At 66.8% G+C, this 21,637-nt stretch carries 20 protein-coding genes and 3 pseudogenes; 15 read left to right on the top strand and 8 right to left on the bottom strand.

The genetic code is table 11. The annotated features are described in order from the left end of the window. The first annotated feature begins 391 nt into the window (after nt 1-391). The gene (locus ABZ930_RS07490; protein WP_361542999.1) at nt 392-835 is read left to right on the top strand and encodes a hypothetical protein; all 444 of its coding nucleotides are present in this window, start codon (nt 392-394) and stop codon (nt 833-835) included. Nucleotides 836-1,013: 178 nt separating this feature from the next. Here ABZ930_RS07490 and ABZ930_RS07485 read toward each other — a convergent pair whose 3' ends face one another. From ABZ930_RS07485 to ABZ930_RS07475, 3 genes are all read right to left on the bottom strand, one after another. Then, the gene (locus ABZ930_RS07485) at nt 1,014-1,646 is read right to left on the bottom strand and encodes a hypothetical protein (protein WP_361542996.1); all 633 of its coding nucleotides are present in this window, start codon (nt 1,644-1,646) and stop codon (nt 1,014-1,016) included. A gap of 659 nt (nt 1,647-2,305) precedes the next feature. Beyond that, nucleotides 2,306-2,698, bottom strand: coding sequence for a hypothetical protein (locus tag ABZ930_RS07480; protein WP_361542993.1), 393 nt, complete (start codon nt 2,696-2,698; stop codon nt 2,306-2,308). Then, nucleotides 2,695-3,534 (bottom strand): hypothetical protein, encoded by an 840-nt coding sequence (locus tag ABZ930_RS07475; RefSeq protein ID WP_361542990.1) that lies wholly within the window; start codon nt 3,532-3,534, stop codon nt 2,695-2,697. The genes ABZ930_RS07480 and ABZ930_RS07475 overlap by 4 nt, the downstream gene beginning before the upstream one ends. Nucleotides 3,535-4,717: 1,183 nt before the next feature. On the opposite strand from ABZ930_RS07475, the gene ABZ930_RS07470 reads away from it, so the two are divergent. The 5 genes from ABZ930_RS07470 (at nt 4,718) to ABZ930_RS07450 (ending at nt 9,539) form a co-directional block, all read left to right on the top strand. Beyond that, nucleotides 4,718-5,599 carry a helix-turn-helix domain-containing protein gene (locus ABZ930_RS07470; protein ID WP_361542987.1) on the top strand — a complete coding sequence of 294 codons (882 nt, stop codon included), beginning with the start codon at nt 4,718-4,720 and terminating at the stop codon, nt 5,597-5,599. A 29-nt stretch (nt 5,600-5,628) separates the two neighbouring features. Continuing rightward, the gene (locus ABZ930_RS07465) at nt 5,629-5,799 is read left to right on the top strand and encodes a hypothetical protein (protein ID WP_361542984.1); all 171 of its coding nucleotides are present in this window, start codon (nt 5,629-5,631) and stop codon (nt 5,797-5,799) included. A 1-nt stretch (nt 5,800) separates the two neighbouring features. Next, nucleotides 5,801-6,799 (top strand): peptidoglycan-binding protein, encoded by a 999-nt coding sequence (locus ABZ930_RS07460; protein WP_361542981.1) that lies wholly within the window; start codon nt 5,801-5,803, stop codon nt 6,797-6,799. A 996-nt stretch (nt 6,800-7,795) separates the two neighbouring features. Then, nucleotides 7,796-8,254, top strand: coding sequence for a hypothetical protein (locus tag ABZ930_RS07455; RefSeq protein WP_361542978.1), 459 nt, complete (start codon nt 7,796-7,798; stop codon nt 8,252-8,254). A gap of 55 nt (nt 8,255-8,309) precedes the next feature. Continuing rightward, nucleotides 8,310-9,539 carry an endo-1,4-beta-xylanase gene (locus tag ABZ930_RS07450; RefSeq protein WP_361542975.1) on the top strand — a complete coding sequence of 410 codons (1,230 nt, stop codon included), beginning with the start codon at nt 8,310-8,312 and terminating at the stop codon, nt 9,537-9,539. Between the two features lie 359 nt (nt 9,540-9,898). On the opposite strand, the pseudogene ABZ930_RS07445 reads toward ABZ930_RS07450, so the two are convergent. After that, nucleotides 9,899-10,123: pseudogene (locus ABZ930_RS07445) on the bottom strand (transposase); the annotation flags it as partial. 177 nt (nt 10,124-10,300) lie between these two features. Here ABZ930_RS07445 and ABZ930_RS07440 point away from each other — a divergent pair. Further along, the gene (locus ABZ930_RS07440; protein WP_361542972.1) at nt 10,301-11,128 is read left to right on the top strand and encodes an MBL fold metallo-hydrolase; all 828 of its coding nucleotides are present in this window, start codon (nt 10,301-10,303) and stop codon (nt 11,126-11,128) included. Nucleotides 11,129-11,233: 105 nt separating this feature from the next. Here ABZ930_RS07440 and ABZ930_RS07435 read toward each other — a convergent pair. The 3 genes and pseudogenes from ABZ930_RS07435 to ABZ930_RS07425 all read right to left on the bottom strand — a co-directional run bounded on the left by ABZ930_RS07435 (nt 11,234) and on the right by ABZ930_RS07425 (nt 14,879). Beyond that, nucleotides 11,234-12,414, bottom strand: a pseudogene (locus ABZ930_RS07435) (IS701 family transposase). A gap of 51 nt (nt 12,415-12,465) precedes the next feature. After that, complete coding sequence (locus ABZ930_RS07430) at nt 12,466-13,890, bottom strand: cytosine permease (RefSeq protein WP_361542969.1); 1,425 nt, start codon at nt 13,888-13,890, stop codon at nt 12,466-12,468. Nucleotides 13,891-13,952: 62 nt separating this feature from the next. Continuing rightward, nucleotides 13,953-14,879: a flavin reductase gene (locus ABZ930_RS07425; protein WP_361542966.1), complete on the bottom strand. Its 927-nt coding sequence runs from the start codon at nt 14,877-14,879 to the stop codon at nt 13,953-13,955. Between the two features lie 182 nt (nt 14,880-15,061). Here ABZ930_RS07425 and ABZ930_RS07420 point away from each other — a divergent pair, with 182 nt between their 5' ends. From ABZ930_RS07420 to ABZ930_RS07385, 8 genes are all read left to right on the top strand, one after another. Beyond that, the gene (locus tag ABZ930_RS07420) at nt 15,062-15,682 is read left to right on the top strand and encodes an amino acid synthesis family protein (protein WP_361542963.1); all 621 of its coding nucleotides are present in this window, start codon (nt 15,062-15,064) and stop codon (nt 15,680-15,682) included. Then, a complete protein-coding gene (locus ABZ930_RS07415; RefSeq protein WP_361542960.1) occupies nt 15,679-16,230 on the top strand; it encodes an amino acid synthesis family protein in 552 nt (183 codons plus the stop codon). Before ABZ930_RS07420 ends, ABZ930_RS07415 begins: the two co-directional genes overlap by 4 nt. A gap of 10 nt (nt 16,231-16,240) precedes the next feature. Continuing rightward, a complete protein-coding gene (locus ABZ930_RS07410) occupies nt 16,241-16,987 on the top strand; it encodes an alpha/beta fold hydrolase (RefSeq protein ID WP_361542957.1) in 747 nt (248 codons plus the stop codon). Continuing rightward, complete coding sequence (locus ABZ930_RS07405) at nt 16,980-18,467, top strand: aldehyde dehydrogenase (protein WP_361542954.1); 1,488 nt, start codon at nt 16,980-16,982, stop codon at nt 18,465-18,467. Before ABZ930_RS07410 ends, ABZ930_RS07405 begins: the two co-directional genes overlap by 8 nt. 5 nt (nt 18,468-18,472) lie before the next feature. Continuing rightward, on the top strand, nt 18,473-18,703 hold the full coding sequence (locus ABZ930_RS07400; protein WP_361542951.1) for a tautomerase family protein: 231 nt from the start codon (nt 18,473-18,475) through the stop codon (nt 18,701-18,703). Beyond that, a complete protein-coding gene (locus ABZ930_RS07395; protein ID WP_361542948.1) occupies nt 18,700-19,743 on the top strand; it encodes an LLM class flavin-dependent oxidoreductase in 1,044 nt (347 codons plus the stop codon). The genes ABZ930_RS07400 and ABZ930_RS07395 overlap by 4 nt, the downstream gene beginning before the upstream one ends. A gap of 145 nt (nt 19,744-19,888) precedes the next feature. Next, nucleotides 19,889-20,542, top strand: coding sequence for a GntR family transcriptional regulator (locus tag ABZ930_RS07390; protein WP_361542945.1), 654 nt, complete (start codon nt 19,889-19,891; stop codon nt 20,540-20,542). Between the two features lie 456 nt (nt 20,543-20,998). Continuing rightward, nucleotides 20,999-21,457, top strand: a complete 459-nt coding sequence (locus ABZ930_RS07385; protein WP_361542942.1) for a hypothetical protein — start codon at nt 20,999-21,001, stop codon at nt 21,455-21,457. 6 nt (nt 21,458-21,463) lie between these two features. Here ABZ930_RS07385 and ABZ930_RS07380 read toward each other — a convergent pair. Beyond that, a pseudogene (locus ABZ930_RS07380) lies at nt 21,464-21,589 on the bottom strand (IS110 family transposase); the annotation flags it as partial. Between the last annotated feature and the right edge of the window lie 48 nt (nt 21,590-21,637).

Here is a 21,637-nt window from a genome sequence, read left to right as displayed (position 1 = left end):
GCGGTGTGGTGGGGCACGGGATGGCGGTGAAGCGCTCATTCAGAACCCACCGGGCGCCCCCCGAACGGACCGATGTCCAGCCGGTGGGGGGCGAGAGTTCGAATTTTAGGAAGTCCAGCGGTTGCTCCCGATGTGCGTTGACTCTGTTGCCTAGTAGGCCCGTTGGGGTTCCAGTTGCACCGGAAGGGGAGGCGATGTCCCGTCTCAGGGCCCCTGCGCTGGGACCAGTCGACACGATTCAGGTGGGGCCTGTTCGGTACCTCGCGCGCAGGGGTATGCCCTGCCTTGCCGACCGCACGTCGGGACGCGGACCGGATCTGGCTGAGGGGGAATCGTGCGCACTCGCGTGTCCAGGCTGGGCCTCGGTCCGATCCGAGGGGACCACCACGTCATGACCCCGTTCGCGGGCACCCTGCTGCACATACTCCGGGGATTCATGCTGATCGCCTGGGTCGTCATGGCCGGTTTCACCGTGTTCACTCCCGACCAGGTCGACGGGAACCTCGCCTGGACGACAGCGGTGGTGATCGCGGTCTACACCGTGACGTTCGGATGGCGTCTGCTGACCGCCCGGCTCGGCCTGAACCGGTGCTACCTCCTGGCCGACGGGGTGGCCGTGACCAACCGGTTCGGCCGGGTGACCGATTCCGTGGCCTGGAGCAAGGTGACCGGTATCCAGCAGACAACGGTCGTGGACCTCTACATGGGAGCGCACCGCATGGAGATCCACCGGAGCCAGACCGTCAAACCCCTCACGTTCCTGGCGCCGGGCGTGAAATCACAGCTGGTTAAAGCGCTGCTCACCGAGGGCCGCCGCGCAGGAGCCCTGCAGTGAAGGGGCATCCGAGCCCCGGGCCGTGGCGCGTCGTTCATGGCCTGGGGGAGTGCCATGAGTTCCGCGTCGTACAGCTCGGTTTCTCCCGCGGGCCAGATGCCCACCGTGCCGAAGAATCCCGCCGCGGAGCGCTGCTCGGCGGTGTCGCGGCTGATCCGGCCGTCTTCTGCCGCGCCGCTTAGCGCCGTGAGAGAACGCTCTTCACGGCGCGGAGGTAGGCGTTGCGCGCTTCGTCGATCTCGTCGACGGCGTCCCGCCAGGTTGGACGATCTATGACGTGCCCGACCACAGCGATCTCTATGAGAGCGTCTTGCTCTATCGACTGGACGTGGTCCTGCAAGCGGTGCAGTGCGAGACGCGCCGTGGCCATCGCTTCCTCAACTTCCAGTGGGGCGTCCCGTAGTGGAAGAGCTGCGACACCGTCCGGGTAGTTGTCCGCTACCGTGGTCTGCAGCTTTGAGAGTTCAAGCTCGGCGTCGCGAGCGAGATCCCTGCTCGGCTCCTCGGCGTCTGCTGGGGCGTGTGCGAGAAATCGCAGGGCAGCTTCGGCCTGGTCCAAAGCCGCACGGCGCACACCCAGCTTGGAGTACTCGATGGTCGCGTTCATGACGGCGAGTGCTTCTTGCTCGAGTCGGCCATCATCCGGAGCTTCGAGGGCGGCGATGAGGTAGGCGCCCCGCAGGGTTGTCCGTGCGGAAGTGCACTGCTTCACGAAATCGGCGAGCCTTCTGAAACGATCCTCGGATGCTGGGGCGGAGGCGTAGGTCTGGGCTAGCTCGGTCAAGGTGTGAGAGGCCATCAGCAGAGCCACATACGCATCCCGACGCACACTCCTGGCCCATTGCCGATCATTTGCATCAGCCTGGGCGCGAGCGCTGTCGATGGCCGCTCTGTACGTGGCCTCAGCCGTCTTGAGCCCGGCCTGGGCCGTGGCCTCGGCACCCCGGACAGCTGCTTTCGTTTGCCCTCGCCCGATGACGACTGCCGCGGGTACACCTAAAGCCGCAACTGCGGCCGCGGCTATGGCTCCTACGCCCTGAAGGTCCATGAAGTGATGATGCCGCACGCCGCGACCATCGGGGCTGAGGTGATGTGCAGGTGCCGGCGGCCGAGAGGTGCCCGGCGCTACGACTTGCACCCCATTTGCCGACGGGCCTCGGGCGCACCTGCCCGGCCGGTCGCGAACTCGTCCCCAGGGACGTCGACTTGGGCGGCATGACCACCTGGGCAGTCGACTCAACCGGCACCCTCGGCTACGTCGTCTGCCCCTCCCAGTCCCTCCAGGCCATCTCCGACGCCCTCACCGACCTTGACGAGTCCGACTCTTCTGCCCCGACCCGGAGTACGCGGCCCGAACGGCGCTCGACACGGCTAACGCGCCTGCTTGGACTACATCGCCGCATACGACTGCGGCATCGCCTGACCGCCGCTCCCGGAAGCCGGGCAGGACGGCCTCGAGCGGGGTGGCGTTCACCGGGTCTCGATGTGCCACGAGCCATCCGCAGCGAAGTGCACCGGGTAGCCGTTCCCGCCCCACGTCATGTGGATGGAGTTCGCTTCCTTGGCGGTCAGTTTGTGGTCCCGGATGTCACCGCTGAGCGTGTTTGCAGCCCGGATGAGGACTAGGTTTCCGGCGTCTATCGCACGGTCATCCATGGGGACTTTGCTGGGCTGTTCCGAGCCTTGGGGGATGCCTTCCAGACGGGCAATCTCGTCCCGCAGAACGTTGATCAAGCTTGGGGAGCCATCTACTAGCGCCTGGTGTACGCCCTGTCGGTCCTGGCGAACCGCAACGGCGGCGGTCAGGCCGCCGATAGTGACCGCTGCGGCAACACCAGCAGCCACCATCCACCTGGTTTTCATGCTTCCTGCCTCTTCGCCGCGTAGACAGAGCCCGCACCTGCCAAGAGAAGACTGAGAGCCAGAGCGAAGCAGGACAGGCCAGCCGTGCCAGTGTTGGCGAGTGAGGGAGCACCGTTGGTCCCTGCGGCGACACCAACTCGCCCCTTTTCTTTCACGGCCTGGTCGTGCTTGACGGCCGACTGAGGAACGAGAGCGATCGTGTGCCTCTGCGCGTCGGGGAACTGGTTCACGTCGTTCGTGCCCTTGGGGGCAACGGGGAGATTGCTGACCTTCGGGGCCTGGTCGGCAGGGACCTTCGCCCCTGCCGGCTCAGGGACCTTGGTCCCGGGCTTCGTGGTCGGGATGCCCTGCGTCAGCAGCGGCGGAACCTTGTTCGGCGTCTTCTGCACGCTCTTGGGCGGGACGACGGGCGTCTTCTGGTCCAGCTTCGTCGGAGTCTTGGCCGGAACCTTCTGAGTCACCGGAGGCACAGCAAGAGGGAGCGGGGTCTTCTGCGTCGTCTGCTTCGGGGGCACAGCCTGAGGGAGCTTTGGCGGGACAGCCTGACGCGTCGGTGTCTTCTGGCCGAGGAGAAGCGGGGGCGTCTGCTGCTTCATCGGCTGAGGAACCGGGTTGGGGTGCCCGGTCGGCGTGGGAGTCGGAGCAGCCTCCCGGTACGCGGGCACCGGGGGAACATCGATCACCTTCGTGTCCCCGTTGACGAACACCCGCTCTTGCTGGGGCCGGTCAAGGTGCGGAGTGGTAAGCGGCCCATCGTCGTCCGCGAACGCCTGGAGCGGCGCGAGGATGGTGCCAGCGGTCACGACGACTATCGCGGCCTTAAAAGCCTTGTTCATGAGGTGATTTCGCCCTTTGTTCTCCACTGCGGTTGTACCGCTTTCATGGGGTTGCGTTTCTTAACGAGAACTTATGCCTGGCCCTAGTGACTCTTTTACGGGAAAGGGCCCGCCTCTTCGGGCCCTTGGTCCCGCTTCTGCGGGCCCAACCGCACTGAAACCCCCGCGCCGAGGGGAAGGGGCGTCCCGCAATCGGGAGCTATTTAGGTGGCTTGTCCAGATTGGCTTGGTGGTGGACGACACTGTGGGCGGCGTCGAGGAGGGGGAGATCGTGAGTGAAGGCGTAGGCGCGCAGTCGTGCCAAGGCTTGGCCGAGGGGAGGAATGTCGAGTAGGACGGTCAGGGGCGCCGGTGACCTGGTGAGCTGTAGCAGCCGCGCACCGAACAGCCCGCGAGCCCCGGACAGCCAGCAGTCGGGGGCTCGCTCGCGTATCCGCGGGGGTTCGGATGTTCAGGCACACGAAGTGCCATCCCATGACGCGTCGGCGTCTCAGTCACCTGTACCGAAGCAATGCAGGTAGAGCCGTCCGGCGGCTGCTCGCGCCTACTTTCAATGCGGCGGTGCGGAAGGCGAAGGCGTGCACGTAAAGCGGAACTCGTCGCGGTCTCGCCTCTAGCATCGCACCCCTTGGTCACCAGTGGGTGATCTGTGATGGGGGCACATGGGGTACTTGACTAGGCCTTCTCTTGATCGTCTTTGGTGCTCCGCTCGTCGGCCTTATGGGCAACTGGATCGAGGGTGCCGGACGCGCGGCTGCCGGAAAGGTGATCTCCATCGGTGGGTACATAGTGGTGATCGGCGCGGCAGCCTGGCTGATCATCAGCAGTTTGTGAGGCCGATGGACTCAGCCGTGCGTCGGCACCGCAAAGTTCGTAGAGCAGGCCGAGTCCGGCTCCTGGCGGAACGGGCGCGGGCCTCAGTGCGTTTGAGTTTCCTGCAGAGCTCGGTGTCGGCCAGACGGGGAAGGGAAATGCCGACGGCGCGGTGACGGGTTCGGGGTTGCTGGATGGCTGATCTGGCCAGCTTCGTTGACGGTGAGCGATCCGTGCTCCCAGGACCACGTTCCGGTGAAGACATCGCGTCGGCCCGCATTCCGTCCATCGTCCATCGGACGTTTACGCCCCCCTGATATCCCTGGTATCGGGCCGGACCAAGGGAGCTCATCCATCTCGGGGGAGATCGATGGACGCGGACGACTGGACACGGGTTCTGGGCAGACCGGGCAGCACCGGGGAACTGGGCGCCGTGCGGCTGTCCTCGGTGCGCTGCCCGGCAACGGAGTTACCGGGCAGCGGCTCTGGCGCCGTAGGCCATCGCTTCCACCTCGCCCTGCTGCTGGGCGGTGCGCTGGTGCTCGACCAGGAGGACAGGACCGCGCGGACCGGCCCCGGGGACCTGGTGCTGGTGGACGGGGGCCGACCGTTCCGGCTGGCCCTCACCGCGCCCCGGAACACGCTCGTCACCGCCCATCTCCCCGTCGTCCCCGGTGATCCGGCGCGATGCGTGGCCCGCACCCTCGACGGCCGCGAGGGGCTGGGCGCCCTGGTCGCCGGACTCCTGACGGGACTGGCCCGGCACACCACCCCCTACCGGCCCGCCGAGGCACGCCGGCTGGGCGTGGCGGTCCTCGAACTCACCGCGGCGCTGCTGGACGTCGGCCCCGCGGAACCCGTGCCGCAGCCGCTCCTGCCGCGCATCCAGACGTACGTCCTCCAGCACCTGGGCGACGGCCGCCTCACCCCCGACGACGTGGCCGCCGCGCACCACATCTCCACCCGCTATCTGCACCGCCTCTTCCAGCGTCAGGGGCTGACCGTGGCCGCCTGGATCAAGGCGCAGCGGCTGGAGCGCTGCCGCAGCGACCTGGCCGACGCCCGCCTCGCCCACCTTCCCGTCCATGTCGTCGGGGCCCGCTGGGGATTCGCGCAAGCCGCCGCCTTCAGCCGGGCATTCCGCACCGCCTACGGCATCTCCCCGACGTGTTTCCGGGGCCGCTGTCTGTCAACAAACCGTGCGCGCGCTGCCAACGACAGTCACCTCAAGGCTCAGCAGACTCACGGGTAAGCAACGGAACACATCCATGGGGGAGCCGTATGGCCGAGAACCAGGCCGCCGCAGTCGCGGCGAGCGAGCAGAAGCCGGTGGAACCACGGGGCGGGGCCGGGGTGTTCGACGTCGACCCGGACCAGGCCGGGGTGAGCCAGGACCCGAACAAGGCCGTCAAGGGGGACATCTCCGTCTTCCCCGAGAACACGGAGGTCTGACATGGGATCCGTCTCGGGGATGCTCGCGCAGATGCGCGCCCTCATCGGCACCGGTGAGTACCCGCCCGGCTCGAACAGCAACAAGATCACCGACTGGTACGGCTTCGACGACGCGTGGTGCGACATGACCGTCAGCTACGCAGCCGCCCACTCGGGCAACCTCAGCGCGGTCTGCGGCAAGTTCGCCTACACCGTCGCGCACGCCAACGCCTTCCAGGCACGGGGCCGCTGGCACTACGGCCTCGGCGGAATCCGACCCGGCGACATCGTCTTCTTCGACTGGAACGGCAGCCGGTCCATCAGCAGGATCGACCACGTCGGCGTCGTCGAGGCGGTGCACTCCAACGGCACCATCACCACCATTGAGGGCAACACCAGCGACAGGTGCCAGCGTCGCAGCCGAAACTCGTCCTGCGTGGTGGGCTACGGCCGCCCCGGCTATGGCGACGCGAGCCCGCTGCCCTCCAATGACGGCATGCTGCGCAAGGGCTCCAAGGGCCAGGCGGTCAAGACGCTCCAGCAGAACCTCAACACCGTGATGAAGTCCGGCCTCGTCGTCGACGGCGACTTCGGTGCGAAGACCGACACCGCCGTACGGGCCTTCCAGAAGAAGTACGGCCTGACGGTGGACGGCGTGTACGGACCGGCGTCGGCCGCCGTGATGAAGTCCGCGCTCAAGGGCGGCACCAAGCCGACCCGGCCGGCCCCGCGCCCGCCCTCCGCCGGAAAGCTCAAGGTGGACGGCGAGTTCGGCCCGGCGACCTGTGCGGCCATGCAGCGCGCCCTGAACAAGCACGGGGCCAAGCTGAGCGCTGACGGCTCCTTCGGACCGCTCACCAAGAAGGCGCTCCAGGGCTATCTGAAGGTGACGGCGGACGGGGTGATCGGCCCGAACACCGTCAAGGCCCTCCAGAAGAAGGTGGGTTCAGGGGTCGACGGCAAGTGGGGCGCCGACACCACCCGGCACCTCCAGACAGCCCTGAACGCGGGCACCTTCTAGCCTGCCGGCAGCGCGAGCACCAGATGCGGGAGCCGCCGCGGTCGTCGGCGGCCCCGTTGTGGTTGACCTCCTGGCATGGTGCGAGGCAGATCGTCGAGCCTCCGCCCTGCCAGGAGGACGCAAACGCCCGACGTGGTCCTGGGAGCCGTGGCCGGAAATGCCGTCGTTGGCCCAGGACGAGTCCTGGGCGGGGGCGAAGTCCGGCACCCGCTGCTTGAGGCCCCCCGTATAAGGGCCGTCCACGGCTCCCGCGCGAACCGTTGGCCCACTGCCGTCCCCAGTAGACGCTGCTGCGAAGGGTCCAGATCGGGAATGGTCGCGGCTTCAGCCGCGAGGCCAGATCACCGCTGTGGAAGACGCGCTCGCTGAGATCTCGGACCTGGGGCGACGGCGCACCTTCAAAGAGCTTCTTGCTCCGCCAGGGGCGTTTGATAAGGCGGCGAAGTTGAGTAGGTCACGGTCGCTCGAGAGGGTGGCACGTGGGATTCAATGCAGTTATGGAGAACGCCTTGTGGGACCGGCTGTCCGCGGCCGGAGAGGGCAGGAGCCTGCGATGGCACCGAGCCTGCCTGGCTTTCTCGTCAGGCGTGGTGTCGGCGTGCAGGCAGTGCATCACCTATGTCGACACCAACAGCCCCGGCGCCGATCCCGGCCCGGTCGTCATCGCCTGTCGCGACCAGCGCGTCAACTCCGTACGCTCAGCCTCGCTGAGCACCAGTTCTGACTTGTGGCGGCCCGACCGCGGCTCGTCCGCCAGCCCCACCATCCGCCGGTGAACGAACAGTGAGCGTACTTGCGTACCGTCTCCGTGGATACCCTGAAGTCCGCTGGCACACGTGTGTTCGATGCGCCTTCCGCACAGGCCGCAACGATCCGGGCCCGCTACGCCACACGAGCTGGGACGTGCCACACAAGGCCGCCGTACCTCACGTGTGATGAACTGTGGCCCGGTTTCGAGACGTTGATCTCGTCTCGAACAAGAAAGCGGGAGTGGCCGTGGGCCTTGGCCGGGTGACGTGGCAGCGGCTGACCGCCGTGGCTCTCGCCATGGCGGTGGCGGCCGGGTGTACGGGGCAGGGCGAAGGCGCGGGCGGCGGAGACGACGAGGACCTGCTGCGGAACCACGACTGGACGCAGATGCCGGGCACCATCGCACGGAACGACATCCTGCGGGTCAGCGCATTGGACCGGCACATCGTGGAGCAGGACTCCTCCGGCGGCCAGCCCAACCCCCCGCTGAACCTGGCCGGCCCGCATCTCAGGTCCGATGGCGACTTCACCGTCACCGCGCGCATGTCCGGTGTGGGTGATGATGATGGCGGCTCATGGCTGCGGCTGTACGGACGTGCACCGGTCATCTACGACGAGTGGCGGCAGGAGCGGCCCTCACTCCGCGTCGGCGTGACCGCTGACGGACACGTGAAGGTACAGATAATGGGACGGCGAGGGCGATGAACCAGCCACTTCCAAGGATTTCGACTGCGGCTGCTCCGGGACGGTCATGCTCGCCGTGTCGAGCATCGGTGACACCTTCCGCGTGAAAGCCGACGGGCGGCGGCTGGGAACCGTGCAGGACCCGGGTGTGTTCGCCGAGGGCGCCGTCTGGTTCGGTCTGGAGGCGGACGCGGGCGAAGACGAGCGCCGCGAGGGATGGCGTCTGACGCAGCTGACCGCGCGGGCAGAGAGCGGTGACTCGCTCCGCGTGATCAAGGCGCCGCAGCTGCGCCAGGAGCAGTCCGACGACTCGCTGCGTGCGCGGGCCGCAGACGTGGGGCGGCCGTTCGACATCGGCGCGGCCCTGGCCGAGAACCCGCTGCTCACCGACTCACGCTACCGGGCGCTCGCGGGGAGCCAGTTCTCCATGCTCACTCCGGAGAACGCGTTCAAGCCACAGTTCCTCCACCCACGCCGGGGCGTCTACGACTTCCGCGACGCGGACCTACTCGTACGCTTCGCCCGCGCAAACGACATGAAGGTGCACGCGCACACCCTCGTCTGGCACGAGGCTCTACCCACTTGGATGCGGGAGAACGACGACCCCGAGGAGGTGCGCCGCACCATGCTCCGGCACATCGCCACGGTCGCCGGGCACTTCAAGGGAAAGGTCGCGGAATGGGATGTGGTCAACGAGCCGATGTCCGACGACGAGAAGAGCTACACCAACGGGGATCGCGGTCTGCGCTCCGAGCAGAGCCCGTGGTTCGAGGCCATGGGGGAGGAGTACATCGACGAGGCGTTCAGGGCCGCCCACCGGGCCGATCCGAAGGCACGGCTGTTCCTCAACGAGTACGGGGTCGAGGAGGAAGGCGAGCGGTGGGACGCCCTTTACGATCTGGTCGAGCGGCTCAAGGAACGTGGCGTACCGATCGACGGCGTGGGTTTCCAGAACCACGAGTACGCGCCCGGCGACCGCATCGACCCGGAGACCTTCCGCAGCCATGTGCGGGATCTGGCGGAGCTCGGGATTCAGGCGCGGGTGTCGGAGATGGACGTCCCCATAGGTGAGGACGAGGAGGACGGGCAGCAGACCCAGGCTGATGAGATGGCGGGCAAGCTGCGGGTCTGCCTGGAGGAGCCGAACTGCACATCGTTCTCCACCTGGGGATTCACCGACCGGTACGGTTCCACCGCCGACACCAAGATCTACCCACCGCGCACGGCCGATTCCCTGCCGTGGGACGCGGCCCTGCGGCCGAAGCTGGCGTACGAGCGCTTGCTCGAGGCCTTTGACGAGGCGTGAGGAATCAAGGTGCGATCTCTCGGTTTGGTGTCGATGGTAGTGAGAGTCAAAGAGCGTCTTGGTCCGCCAGGCCCTTGATGAGGCGACGAAGTTGAGTAGGTCACGGACGCTCGAGAGGGCGGCACGTGGGATTCAATGCAGGTATAGAGAACGCCTTGTGGGACCGGCTGTCCGCAGAGATTCGCCGGGAGGTCGACAGCCTCGTTTGGGCCGGTCGAAACGTGCAGGCCATTGCCCTGATGCGTGAGCATGCCGGCCTACCGACGCCACATCTGCATGATTGCGTCGATGTAGTGGGCCAGCGATTCAGCGTATTGCGGCATAGGCCGACGAGCTCGTGACAGTGCTCAACACCGTGGTCACGCGTCGCGCCAGTTCACGGTCGATTCGCGAGTGAGCCTACGGCTTATGAGGTCGATCATGGCGAGGTGGACCATGGCTTCGGAGCGGTGAGGGAGGGCCTCGTAGTCGCGGGCCAGGCGGCGATGCATGAGCCAGCCGAAGTTCCGCTCGACAACCCAACGCCGCGGAAACACCTTGAAGCCCCTCTGGGCGGGATCGCGGCGAGTGACTTCCACATCAATGAGCCTCTTCCAACCTGAAGTGCCATCTTCGGGGCCTCAGCTGACGCGGGCCGGCCCCTGAAGAAGCCTCTGTGGACGGTCTCGCCGCAGAGAGTCGCCGTCACACACCGCCGTCCGGTTGTGTTGATGTGTGCCAGGCCCTCTGGCAGGGTGCGGACATCAGACGGGGAGGGACCGATGCTGAAGCAAGTCGCCGAGGGTGTGCTAATCCACCAGAGTGAGTTGCTCGAGAACAACACCGTTGTCGTGCAGGGCAGGGACGGCGTGCTACTCGTAGACGCCGGGATCACCGGTGCCGAAATGACCTGCCTGGCGAACGACCTCCGTGGGTTGGGCCGCCGCGTGGTGGCAGGGTTCTCGACGCATCCTGACTGGGATCACGTGCTCTGGCACTCCGAACTCGGCGAAGCGCCTCGTTTTGGAACAGCTCGCTGCGCGGGTTTCATGCGAGATGTGTTGTCGAAGGCGGACTGGAAGGCCGACGTTGCTGAGGGGCTGCCGCCGGAGATCGCCGAGGACACACCGCTCGACCTGTACGGCCTCATCACGGGTCTGCCTGCTGAAACCGCGCAGCTTCCCTGGAACGGCCCCAAGGTGCGGATCATTGAGCATCCGGCGCATGCCCCGGGCCATGCCGCCCTGTTGATCGAAGAACGCCGAGTTCTCATCGCCGGCGACATGCTCTCCGACGTCTTCGTTCCCATGCTCGACGACACCGATCACCCGATTGAGGACTACCTCGTCGGGCTGGGGCTGCTTGAGGGCGTAGCGGACGATGTCGATGTCCTCATCCCCGGACATGGGTCCGTCGCCAGGAATGATGAGGTATGCGCAAGGATCAAACTGGATCAAGCGTACGTGGAGGACCTACGTGACGCCCGGGTGTCCAGTGACCCACGGGTCGTATCGCCCAAACCCGGCTGGGAGTGGGCAAGCAACATCCACGAAGGACAGGCCCGAAACCTCGTTCGACGAAGCAAGTGGGACGGGACGCCTGACCAGTAGTGCGTCGTTAGGTTCTGGTTCGGGTGAGTGGTTGGCCGCAGGTGATGCAGGTGCCTGTCCAGCACCGCAGGATGTCCTGCAGGGTGTCGAGGACTTGGTAGAAGCTCAGGCTGGAGTCGGCGCTTTTGGGTTCAAGCGCCGGAGGGTGAGGAAGGCCTGGGCCGCGATGATGAGGGTGACGTGGTGGTGCCAGCCGTGCCAGGTCCGGTCTTCGAAGTGGTCCAGGCCCAGGCCGTGTTTGAGTTGGCGATAGTCGTGCTCGATGCGCCAGCGCATCTTGGCCCACCGCACCAGATCGGCGATCGGAGTGACGGCGGGCAGATTGCTGATCCAGTAGCCGGTCGGTGCCCGGGCGTGTTCGGGCTGCTCGATCAGCAGGGTTCGCAGCGGCAGCACACCGTCCCACCGGCTGCGTCCGCCGGCCTGTTGCTGGGCGGCATGGCGGGCGAGTTTGCCCGCCGGTCGCACCTGAAGCACGGCGAAGTGGTTGGTCATGGCGCCTTTGCTGCCCTGGCGCCAGATGACCTCCTCGAACCGGGCACCCGCATCGCTCATGGCTGACAACGGCCGGGGCCGTGTGCGGTAGCAGGGCCGGGTGGGCGGTCCCAGCCCGCAGTAGGGCGGCCGATGGGGTGTGGCCGCCTCGGGCTGGACGATCTCTTTGGGGTCGACGGCCACCACGTAGGACCAGCCGCGATCCTCCAGCGGCTGCCGGAATCCGACACTGCGGCCACAGCCCGCATCAGCCACGATCACCGGGACCGAGCCGAGCCAGCCCGCCAGCCGGTCCAGCAGGCCCAGTGCCAAGTGGGGCTTGGACTGATGGCCGACATCGTCGGGCACCCCGGCGGCCCGGCGCCTGCGGGCATCGTCGGTCCATCCCTCGGGCAGGAACAGCTCCCACTCCAGCGGGCAGGACGCGGCGTCCGTCGCGGCATGGACGCTCACCGCGACCTGGCAGTTGGCCCGCGTGCCCACCGCCCGCAGTACTGACGGGCCACCCCCACCGACGCCCTTCCGTACTTGGGAAACGACACGTCGTCGACCACCCACACCTCGGGCCGGATCACCTGCCACAACCGCTCGGCGATCCGTTTACGCACCGGCGTCCAGTCCCACGGCGACTGGCTGACGAACTGCTGCAGGGCCTGCATGTTCTCGTCCGGCAACCGGGCCGCCATCGGCTGGATCGACTTGCGCCGCCCGTCCAGCATCAGCCCACGCACATAACACTCGGCCCAGGCCCGCTGGTCCCTGCGAGGCACTCGGTCTGTTCGCTGCGGCACCCCTCAGCTGCGATCTCGCAGAAGAGGGTGAGGAACGAGCTGCCTTCCGCGTCACGCTGAGCTTTCAAGTGACATCTCATCTGTGCTTCGCTCGGCCTGCACTTGAGTTGCCGACTCATCGTCCAGCCCAGCTCGCTGCCAGAGCGCCTTCCTGCGGTAGGTGAGCAGGTACAGGACGACGGCGACCGCAGCCGCGACGAACATGCTGAGGTCGCCCGCTCCCGGATGGGCGGCGGCGAATGCGCCGGTATAGAGGCTGGATTGCCAGAACGGGACGGAAGCCACGACACCGCCTGCCCATGCGACCAGACCCCAGTCGAGTACTCGGGACCGGTCGTAGAGTTCGGCGATCCTCCGAGGATCGCTGCGACCACCCAGATAGAAGTCGATGAGGAGGACGGCGGCGAAGGGCGCGATGAAATAGGCGGTCAGATTGAGGAAGACCTTGAACTTGTCCTCGGTGCCGGACGCGCCCCACAGGCTGATGCCGTAGGCGAGCACGCAGATCGCGACCACGGCCTGGGACCGGGTCACCGGGATCTTGAGGGTTTGGACCGAGATCGCGCCGCCGTACACGTTGAGGAAGTTCTGCGCGAGGGCGGACAGCCCGACAGCGATCAGGGCGGGCACGGCGAAGGGGCCAGCCAGCTCGTGCAGCGCGGCGATGGTGTCCTCGCTGGACGCCGAACCGCCGACCACGACGCCCAGGATGCCGAGCCAGCAGATGGTCGCGAAGTTGCCGAGCCCGGTGTACCAGGCTGTGCGCCGGACGACCCGCGGGGTGTCGGGCAGATAGCGCGAGTAGTCGGACGCGAAGGGTGCCCAGGCCACGAGAAAAGCGAGAAACCAGCCGCCCAGGGTGATCGCGCCGCCCGTGGGACCGACATAGCCGGCCGCCGAGGAGTCGGCGGCGAACAAGGTCCCGCCGCGTACCACTGCCACGATCGTGATCAGGAGGAACAGAGGAGTGAGGACGTAGGTCAGCCATCGCTGAAGAAGATTGATCATGTTGTAGCCGTAGACGGCCACAACCACTTCGACCGCGGTGAGCAGCGCGGCGCAGAGCCAGTACGGCAGATGTGTCAGCTCCGCGAACGCCTTTCCGCCCAGGATGACCGTGACCGCGGCCCAGCCCACCCCGGAGAAGACGTTGATGTACGCGACCGGCAGGAAGTTCCCGTAGAAGCCCAGTGGGCCCCGTGCCTGGATCTGCTGCGGTACCCCGAGCCGTACACCCATGCGAGACATGACGGCCATGAGGATCGAACCGACCGCGGCCCCCACGACGATCGCGCCGACAGCGGTGGGAAAGCTCAGACCGAACCAGGCCGCGCTGAACCCGAGCAGGATGACGGGGAAGTTGAGGCCGGCGGCGAACCAGACGAAGAACTGCGAACTCGGTTTGCCGTGGCGCTCGCTGTCGGGGATGTGGTCGACGCCGAACGGTTCGACCTTGGTGACCGAGCTGCCGTACACGGGGCCTGCGGAGTCAGAAGTCATGGCGTGCTCCGGGGGAGTCGGGGCGGGGTGCGAGTCGGTCACCACGGGAGCGGCGCAGTCTGGGAGATGTCGAAGAAGCCGCCGCCGCTGTATACGAGTGGAGCGCGCTCGTCGTGGCGGGCCGACGTCACCCGCCCCGTGAAGACGGTGTGGCTGCCGACCTCCAGGCGCTCGGCGATCTCCACCTCGAGTTGGGCGCTGGAGCCGTCGATCAGCGGTGCGCCGTGCGTGCCCGGCGTCCAGGAGATGTCGGCGAACTTGTTCTCGTTCTTGGAGGCGAAGGTCTTGGCGACGTCGAGTTGGTCGGCGGCGAGGATGCTGATGCCCAGGTGTGTCGAACGGTGCAGAGCGGGGTGGGTCGACGAGCTGCGCTGGACGCAGACCAGAACCATGGGCGGGTCGAGTGAGATGCTGGAGAACGCGTTGACAGCGAGGCCTTTCGGCGTGCCGTTGTCGTCTGTGGTCACCACGGTGACGCCAGTGATGAACTTCCGATGCACCCCACGTACCTGGTCGGGGTCGATCGCGGCTGCGTGACCAGTGGTGATGATGCCAAGAGATTCCAGGAGCTGCCGGGAGTCGAAGGTCACCCACTCCTCGGTGACCGTGTCGCCGTCGAAGCGGGCGAACGTGGCTCCGGACACCTCGACTGTTCGGCCGGTAGGCGGAACCCCGAGGAATGTCCCGGTGTGCCGTCCGGTGCTGTGCCAGCGGACCGCCACGCGGTCGCCGTCCTCCGCGAGGTCCTCGATCTCGGTGCGCAGGTCGGGGAATGCCTCCCGTACGGCGCTGATGGACGCTTTGAACTCGGCACGGTCCTGCTCGGTTCCGGCCGGTCCCCTGCGGCGCAGGTAGGCGGGGCTGAGCAGGTCGTTCAAGGCGTCCACGACTCCGTGGTTCCAGGCCGCGTCCCAAGCGGCTTGGAGGCGTGCGGAACGGTCCGTGCGGTCAAGAGTGCGGCTCATGACAGTCCCCTCGGTCGAGCTGTTGTATGGCACAGGACCGTAGGAATGGAGTGCAGGCACTGTCAATGCCTCTGTCCGAATTCCCTGATCATTGCGGTTCACGGCTACAAACTGTGAGGTCAGAGGTCAGTCGCCGACATCCCCTCTTGACGCACTCGTGAGTGACTCCTAGCCTCACTGCCATGGCACAGCAGCAACGAACGGGCCACATCAGAGGCCTACGCAAGGTGGTGACGGTCACCGACGAGGTATTCCTTGAGCTCGGCCGGCCGGTCGCAACCCCGGTGCGCCGCGTCGCCGCGGCAGCGGTGATCCGCAATCCCTGGGCTGGGCGAGGATTCGTCGCCGACCTGGGGTCCGCAGTGGCGGACGTCGCGCCCGGACTGGGCCGGCTCCTCGCAGACCGGCTGATCGAGGAACTGGGGGGCGAGGACCGCATCGAATCCTTCGGGAAGGCCGCCGTGGTGGGCCTTGACGGGGAGATCGAGCACGGAGCCGCACTGATCCACACCCCCTACTTCGGAAATGTCCTGAGGGAACTGGCCGAGGGCACCTCGATCATCGTCTTCAGCGACGACCGTCTGGCTGCCGGAGAGCCGCTGACCGTCCCGGTGTGGCACAAGACGGCAGCAGCCACCCGCTCCCACTACCAGACGATCCCGGTCCGGGTGGCGGACGCGCCGCGCCCCGACGAGATCGTCGTGGTCGCCGCGGCCGCGTCCGGGCCACGCCCCAACGCCCGTATCGGGGACCGCCGTTCAGACCCTGAGATCCGCCTCGCAGACCTGGAGACCACCCGATGAAGCTCCGTAAGATCGTGACGTACGTCGAAGACATCCATGCCGAGGGCGGGCGAGCCGTCGACTCGGTTGCGCGCACTGCGGTGGTGCTCGCCGTGATCGAGAACCCGTGGGCAGGCCAGGGCTTCGTCGATGATCTGCTTCCCCGAATCGACGAAGTGGCCCCCCAGCTGGGTGAGTTGCTCGCCCCCCGTGTCGTCGAGGCGCTCGGCTCCTCCGTCGAGGCGTACGGCAAGGCCGCGATCGTGGGCCTCGACGGAGAGATCGAACACGGCAGTGCACTGATCCACACGCTGAAGTTCGGTGACCACTTCCGCAAGGCGGCGAACGCGACCACGCTGCTTCCCGCGGTGGAGAAGCGGGCCGTCGCCGGTGCCGTCTTCGACATCCCGCTCAAGCACATCACGGACGCGACGATCCGTTCCCACCACCAGAGCATCGAGGTACGCGTCCCGGACGGCCCGCGCGTCGACGAGATCGTGATCGGTCTCGCCGCCGCGGCCCAGGGGCGCCCGCAGGCCCGCCTCGCCCCCCTGTCGACCGAGCAGTAGGCGCAGCGCCATGGACAAGCCGCCCCTCGTGCTACTGCACGGCGTCGGGCTCGACCGCACCATGTGGGACCCTGTCACCGCCTTGCTGGCCGATCGGTTCACTGTCATCGCGCTCGACCTGCCGGGGCACGGTGATCTACCGCCGGTTCGCGGCGAGGTAACTCTGGCGTCGCTCGCCGCCGGCGTTGCCGATCACGTTCCCGTCGGTTCGCACCTGGTCGGGTTCTCGCTCGGCGCGCTGGTGGCGCAGCAACTTGCCCTTCATGGGCCAGAGATGGTGCGAACACTCACCTCGGTCAGTTCCGTCTGCCGTCGGACGGCCACTGAGCGGGAGGCCGTCCGGGCCAGGCTGCACATGGCGGAGAGCGACTTCGCGGCGAGCACCGCGGCCTCCCTCGAGCGCTGGTATGCGGACACTGCCGTGCCGAGCGATGTGATCGGCAAGACCGAAGCCACCTTGCGCGCCAACGACATCGAGTCCTTTCTCGACTGCTACCGGGTGTTCGCGAACGCTGACGCCGAACTTGCCCCGCGCCTGGAGGAAATCACCGTGCCGGCGCTCGCAATCACCGGCGAGAACGACCCCGGATCCACACCAGCGATGACGCACCGCCTTGCCGCGGCGCTGCCCTCATGCCGGGCAGTGATCGTTCCAAAGGCGCGCCACATGCTGCCCGTCGAGTGCCCGGAGACATTCGCCGAGACCCTGACCACTTTCATCGAGCAGAGCGCACATGGAGAGAGCGCACATGTCTGAGCTCACGACCTGGAAGCACTTCATCGACGGGCGGTGGGTTGAGCCCGCGTCCGGAAAGTACTTCGAAAGCACCGACCCCGCGAATCGCCGCACCCTCTACCGCGCGGCCCGCGGCACCGCCGCCGACATCGACCAGGCCGTCACCGCCGCCCGCAAGGCCTTCGACAGTCCGGCCTGGCGCGACTTGAGCCAGACGAAGCGCGGTCATCTGCTCCGTCACCTCGGCGAGCTGATTGCCGAGAACGCGGACGAGCTCGCGCTCATGGAGTCACGGGACAACGGCAAACTGCTGCGCGAGATGCGCGGCCAACTCGCCACGCTGCCGGAGTACTTCTACTACTACGCCGGTCTCGCCGACAAGATCCACGGCGAGACCATCCCCACGTCGGACCGGGCCGTCCTGAACTACACGGCTCGCGAACCCCTCGGCGTCGTCGGTGCCATCACGCCGTGGAACTCGCCGTTGACCCTGACCACCAGCAAGCTGGCGCCCGCCCTGTGCGCGGGTAACACCGTGGTCATCAAACCATCCGAGTACACCTCAGCCAGCTGTCTCCGTCTGGCCGAGCTCACCCTGGAGGCCGGGTTCCCGCCCGGCGTCGTCAACGTGGTCACTGGCTACGGCGTCGAGGCAGGGCAGCCCCTCGTGGACCACACTTCCCTCGCCAAGATCTCCTTCACCGGGTCCACGGCTACCGGCTCGCGGATCGCAGCCTCGGCCGCGGGCCGCTTCATCGGCTCCACCCTCGAACTCGGCGGCAAGTCACCGCAGATCGTCTTCGAGGACGCCGACTTGGCGAACGCTGCGATGGGAGTCATCGCCGGTGTGTTCGCCGCCGCCGGACAGACCTGCATCGCAGGCAGCCGTGTCTTCGCCCACCGGTCCGTCTACGACGAGCTCTTGCAGCGAGTCTGCGAGCGCGCGAAGTCCATCCGAATCGGTGACCCTCTCGACGAGGCCACCGAACTCGGCCCGCTTGCCTTCGAGGCCCAGAGGGACAAGGTCGCCGCATACGTCGACCTCGGCCGCGAAGAGGGAGCCAGAGTCCTGACCGGCGGCGCCGCAACCGATGGTGGTACGGGCGGCTTCTACTACGAGCCCACCGTGCTGGTAGACGTCGACAACACCATGCGCGCCGTTCGCGAGGAGATCTTCGGCCCTGTCGTGGCGATCATGCCTTTCGACACAGAGGACGAGGTCGTACGTCTCGCCAACGACACCGAGTACGGCCTGGCCGCGGGCATCTGGACCACCAGCCTGTCCCGCGCACACCGAGTGGCAGGGCGCCTTGACGCGGGTACCGTCTGGGTCAATACCTATCGGGCCATGTCCCCGATGTCCCCGCGCCAGGGCTTCAAGAGCAGTGGCGTCGGAGTCGAGCACGGCACGGAGACGATCAAGGAGTACACCCGGCTCAAGAGCATCTGGATCAATGCGAACGAGGAGCCTCTCGCTGACCCGTTCACGATGCGGAGCTGACCGACATGCCACAAGTCACCATCACGCTCTCCCAGGGCCGCACACCCGAGCAGATCCGGGCCCTGCAGCACGAGGTCCACACGGCCGTGCTGCGTTCCGTGGACACCAGGCCCGAATACATCCGGGTCATCGTTCACGAGGTCCCCGCGACGCACTGGTCCACCGGTGACGTCACGATCGCCGAGATGCGCAACGCGCCCCTTTCCCTCCCCACCGCAAAGAAGGAACTGCCATGAGGTTTTCGCTTTTCGTGCACATGGAACGCTGGGACGAGCAGACCAGTCACCGGCAGCTCTTCGAGAACCTCACCGAACTGACGCAGATGGCCGAGGCCGGCGGCTTCAGCACGGTGTGGGTGGGCGAGCACCACGCGATGGAGTACACGATCTCGCCCAGTCCTATGCCGATCCTGGCGCACCTGGCGGCCAAGACCTCGACCATCCGCCTCGGCGCGGGCACCATCATCGCCCCGTTCTGGCACCCGATCCGGGCTGCGGGGGAGACCGCGCTGCTCGACGTGATCAGCAACGGCCGGGCCGAGGTGGGACTCGCCCGAGGCGCCTATCAGATCGAGTTCGACCGTCTGGCCGCAGGCCTCGCCGCGAGCGACGGCGGCAAGCACCTGCGCGAACTCGTGCCCGCCGTCCGTGCGCTGTGGCAGGGCGACTACGCACACGACGGCGAGATCTGGCAGTTCCCGACGTCGACCAGTGTTCCCAAGCCCGTGCAACAGCCGACCCCGCCGATGTGGATCGCCGCCCGGGACCCCGCCTCCCACGACTTCGCCGTCGCTCAGGGCTGCAACGTCATGGTCACGCCACTCATGAAGGGCGACGAAGAAGTCGTTGCGCTCAAGGCCAAGTTCGACTCGGCTGTGGCCAATCACCCGGAAGTGGCGCGCCCGGACCTGATGGTGTTGCGCCACACCCATGTCCACGCGCCGGAGGTCCCCGAGGGCTGGCGTCCTGCGGCTGAGGGGATCAACCGCTTCTACCGCACCTTCGACGCCTGGTTCGGTAACAAGAAGGCCCCGGTCAACGGATTCTTGGAGCCCAGCCCGGAAGAGAAGTTCGCCGAGCGGCCCGAGTTCGCACCGGAGGCTCTGCGCAAGACGGCGATGATCGGCACACCCGCCGAGGTCGTCGAGCGGCTGCGCGCGTACGAGGAGCTCGGTGTCGACGAGTACAGCTTCTGGATCGACAACGGCCTTTCGCACGAAGAGAAGCGGGCCTCGCTGGAACTGTTCATCAAGGAGGTCGTGCCGGCCTTCCAATGAGGCCCTTGGCGCATCACTGATCGTGGGCCTTGTGTGGCAATGGAGCCTCCTGGCGGAATGTTGACGGCTTCATCCCCGTTCACTACCGTCTTGTGCCATGCAAGAACCCACGGGGCGATCGACTAAACGGCTACCCAAGGCCAGCATGCAGGCCCAGGTCGCCGGCGAACTACGCCAGATGATCATCAGCGGTGAGCTGCCACCCCGCTCCAGCCTGTCGGAAATGGCTCTCTCGGAAACCTTCGGGGTGAGTCGGACCCCCATTCGGGAGGCCCTCAAACAGCTCCAGACCGAAGGGCTGGTCGAGGTCCGCCCGCGGGTCGGCACCTTCGTCGCCGTTCCCTCGCACCGTGACGTCGCCGAACTCTTCCAGATGAAGGAACTGCTGGAGGGCGCTGCCGCCCGCCTGCTCGCACTGCGCGGTCGGGTGGCCGAGACGGACCGACTCCAGTCCGTCATGGCGGAGGCCGACGAGGCGAGCCAGGCGGGCGACACGGAACGCTACGCGCAACTCGTGCACGAGTACCACGAGTTGATCGTGGTGGGCGCCGACAACGGCAAATTGGAGGCGCACTACCGCACGCTGATGAACCAGCTCGCCTATGCCCGCCTCGTCCGTACCACACTCGCCCAACCGGGTCGTCTCGGCGAGTCGGACCACGAACATCATCGGGTCCTCGACCTCATCCTTGCCAAGGACGGCAACGGTGCAGAACGCATGATGCGTGAGCATGTCCGCCGTAGCCACCAGGTCCTCCTCGACAGCTGGGACGCGGAAGAGGACGCCGAGCAGAAGTAGAAGCGCCGCGAAGTGGATGGACTGGACCTGACGCCTTTGTCCCGAGGGGGGGCGCTCAGCGCTGCTCGGTGCTCAGCAACGTGCCTGCCCCATCCGCCACCGTCCCCGTGCTGGGGCTTGCTCTCCGCACTCGGGTTCCGGCGGACCATCGCCGTCCCTTCGTTGACGATCGGTCCAGGCACGAGCGACAACGCGGTGGGCTGATCTCGACCCTGACCGCAGTCAGTCTGGCTCTGGCGACCCTAGCTGTCGGCGAGTGGGGCCTTTGCACCGGCGACCGCGTGCCGCAACTTGGTCTGTTCACCCAAGGGCACTGGCAGATCGCGTTCCGGCCCAGCAGCGACGCGGCCGGGACGGTGATGCAGCCGAACTGGGTCGTCACCAAGACACCTCAGGCACATCGTTCGTCAAGGCGAGCTGATGGTTGTTCGATTGCAGGTGGCTAACATCGTCCGCATGCCCGATGTGTGGATTCGCTTCAACTCCGAGGACCGCCGGCGGTACTGGTGGCGGAACGGCATCGTTGCGTTTGCTCTTACGGGTGCGATGGTGGCAATGAGCTTGAGCGTGCAGGGACCGGGTGGCTGGTGGCTGGTCTGGGGCTTCGGAGTGTTCTGCGTGACCATGGTCTGCGGCGCCATCAGATCGATCTACGGGCGGGTGCTCCTCACCGCGACGGGTCTGGAGTTCCACACCCTCCTCCGAAAGCGATCGATCCCCTGGAGCGAAGTCGCGGGTATTGAGAGGCGGTCGCGAGTGGTGCGGAGCGGAGTCTGGTGGGATCTTCGGGTCGTGAGAGTTGATAAGCGTTCGCTCACGGTTCCGGGAACCTTCACCAACCGGGTGATGGATATGGAGCTTGAGCGGAAACAGGCCGTCATCCACGCGTACTGGTCGAGCGCAATCGATGGCTGAGGGGTGTCACGCGGCGAGCGCCTCGCTTGGTGTGGGGAAGGCGGCGGCCTCGTCGAAGTGTTGTCCGTGCTGAAGACAGTGGTAGAGCTGGCCGTGCATTCGGCTGAAGAGGTTGCGCTGAGCGGCCGCGTGAAGAGCCGCCTGGCGCCGGGGAGGGCGGTGCGGCTGGGGCGATGAGTT

The organism is Streptomyces sp. NPDC046716, assembly GCF_040645755.1.
Taxonomy (GTDB): Bacteria; Actinomycetota; Actinomycetes; order Streptomycetales; family Streptomycetaceae; genus Streptomyces.
This window is presented reverse-complemented; position numbering and strand designations above follow the sequence as displayed.

Coding starts and splice junctions, on each gene's coding strand:
- ABZ930_RS07470 (WP_361542987.1), top strand. CDS start 4,718: ATGGACGCGGACGACTGGACACGGGTTCTGGGCAGACCGGGCAGCACC.
- ABZ930_RS07420 (WP_361542963.1), top strand. CDS start 15,062: ATGGCACAGCAGCAACGAACGGGCCACATCAGAGGCCTACGCAAGGTG.
- ABZ930_RS07405 (WP_361542954.1), top strand. CDS start 16,980: ATGTCTGAGCTCACGACCTGGAAGCACTTCATCGACGGGCGGTGGGTT.
- ABZ930_RS07385 (WP_361542942.1), top strand. CDS start 20,999: ATGCCCGATGTGTGGATTCGCTTCAACTCCGAGGACCGCCGGCGGTAC.
- ABZ930_RS07400 (WP_361542951.1), top strand. CDS start 18,473: ATGCCACAAGTCACCATCACGCTCTCCCAGGGCCGCACACCCGAGCAG.
- ABZ930_RS07490 (WP_361542999.1), top strand. CDS start 392: ATGACCCCGTTCGCGGGCACCCTGCTGCACATACTCCGGGGATTCATG.
- ABZ930_RS07425 (WP_361542966.1), bottom strand. CDS start 14,879: ATGAGCCGCACTCTTGACCGCACGGACCGTTCCGCACGCCTCCAAGCC.
- ABZ930_RS07410 (WP_361542957.1), top strand. CDS start 16,241: ATGGACAAGCCGCCCCTCGTGCTACTGCACGGCGTCGGGCTCGACCGC.
- ABZ930_RS07390 (WP_361542945.1), top strand. CDS start 19,889: ATGCAGGCCCAGGTCGCCGGCGAACTACGCCAGATGATCATCAGCGGT.
- ABZ930_RS07465 (WP_361542984.1), top strand. CDS start 5,629: ATGGCCGAGAACCAGGCCGCCGCAGTCGCGGCGAGCGAGCAGAAGCCG.
- ABZ930_RS07480 (WP_361542993.1), bottom strand. CDS start 2,698: ATGAAAACCAGGTGGATGGTGGCTGCTGGTGTTGCCGCAGCGGTCACT.
- ABZ930_RS07395 (WP_361542948.1), top strand. CDS start 18,700: ATGAGGTTTTCGCTTTTCGTGCACATGGAACGCTGGGACGAGCAGACC.
- ABZ930_RS07415 (WP_361542960.1), top strand. CDS start 15,679: ATGAAGCTCCGTAAGATCGTGACGTACGTCGAAGACATCCATGCCGAG.
- ABZ930_RS07460 (WP_361542981.1), top strand. CDS start 5,801: ATGGGATCCGTCTCGGGGATGCTCGCGCAGATGCGCGCCCTCATCGGC.
- ABZ930_RS07475 (WP_361542990.1), bottom strand. CDS start 3,534: ATGAACAAGGCTTTTAAGGCCGCGATAGTCGTCGTGACCGCTGGCACC.
- ABZ930_RS07440 (WP_361542972.1), top strand. CDS start 10,301: ATGCTGAAGCAAGTCGCCGAGGGTGTGCTAATCCACCAGAGTGAGTTG.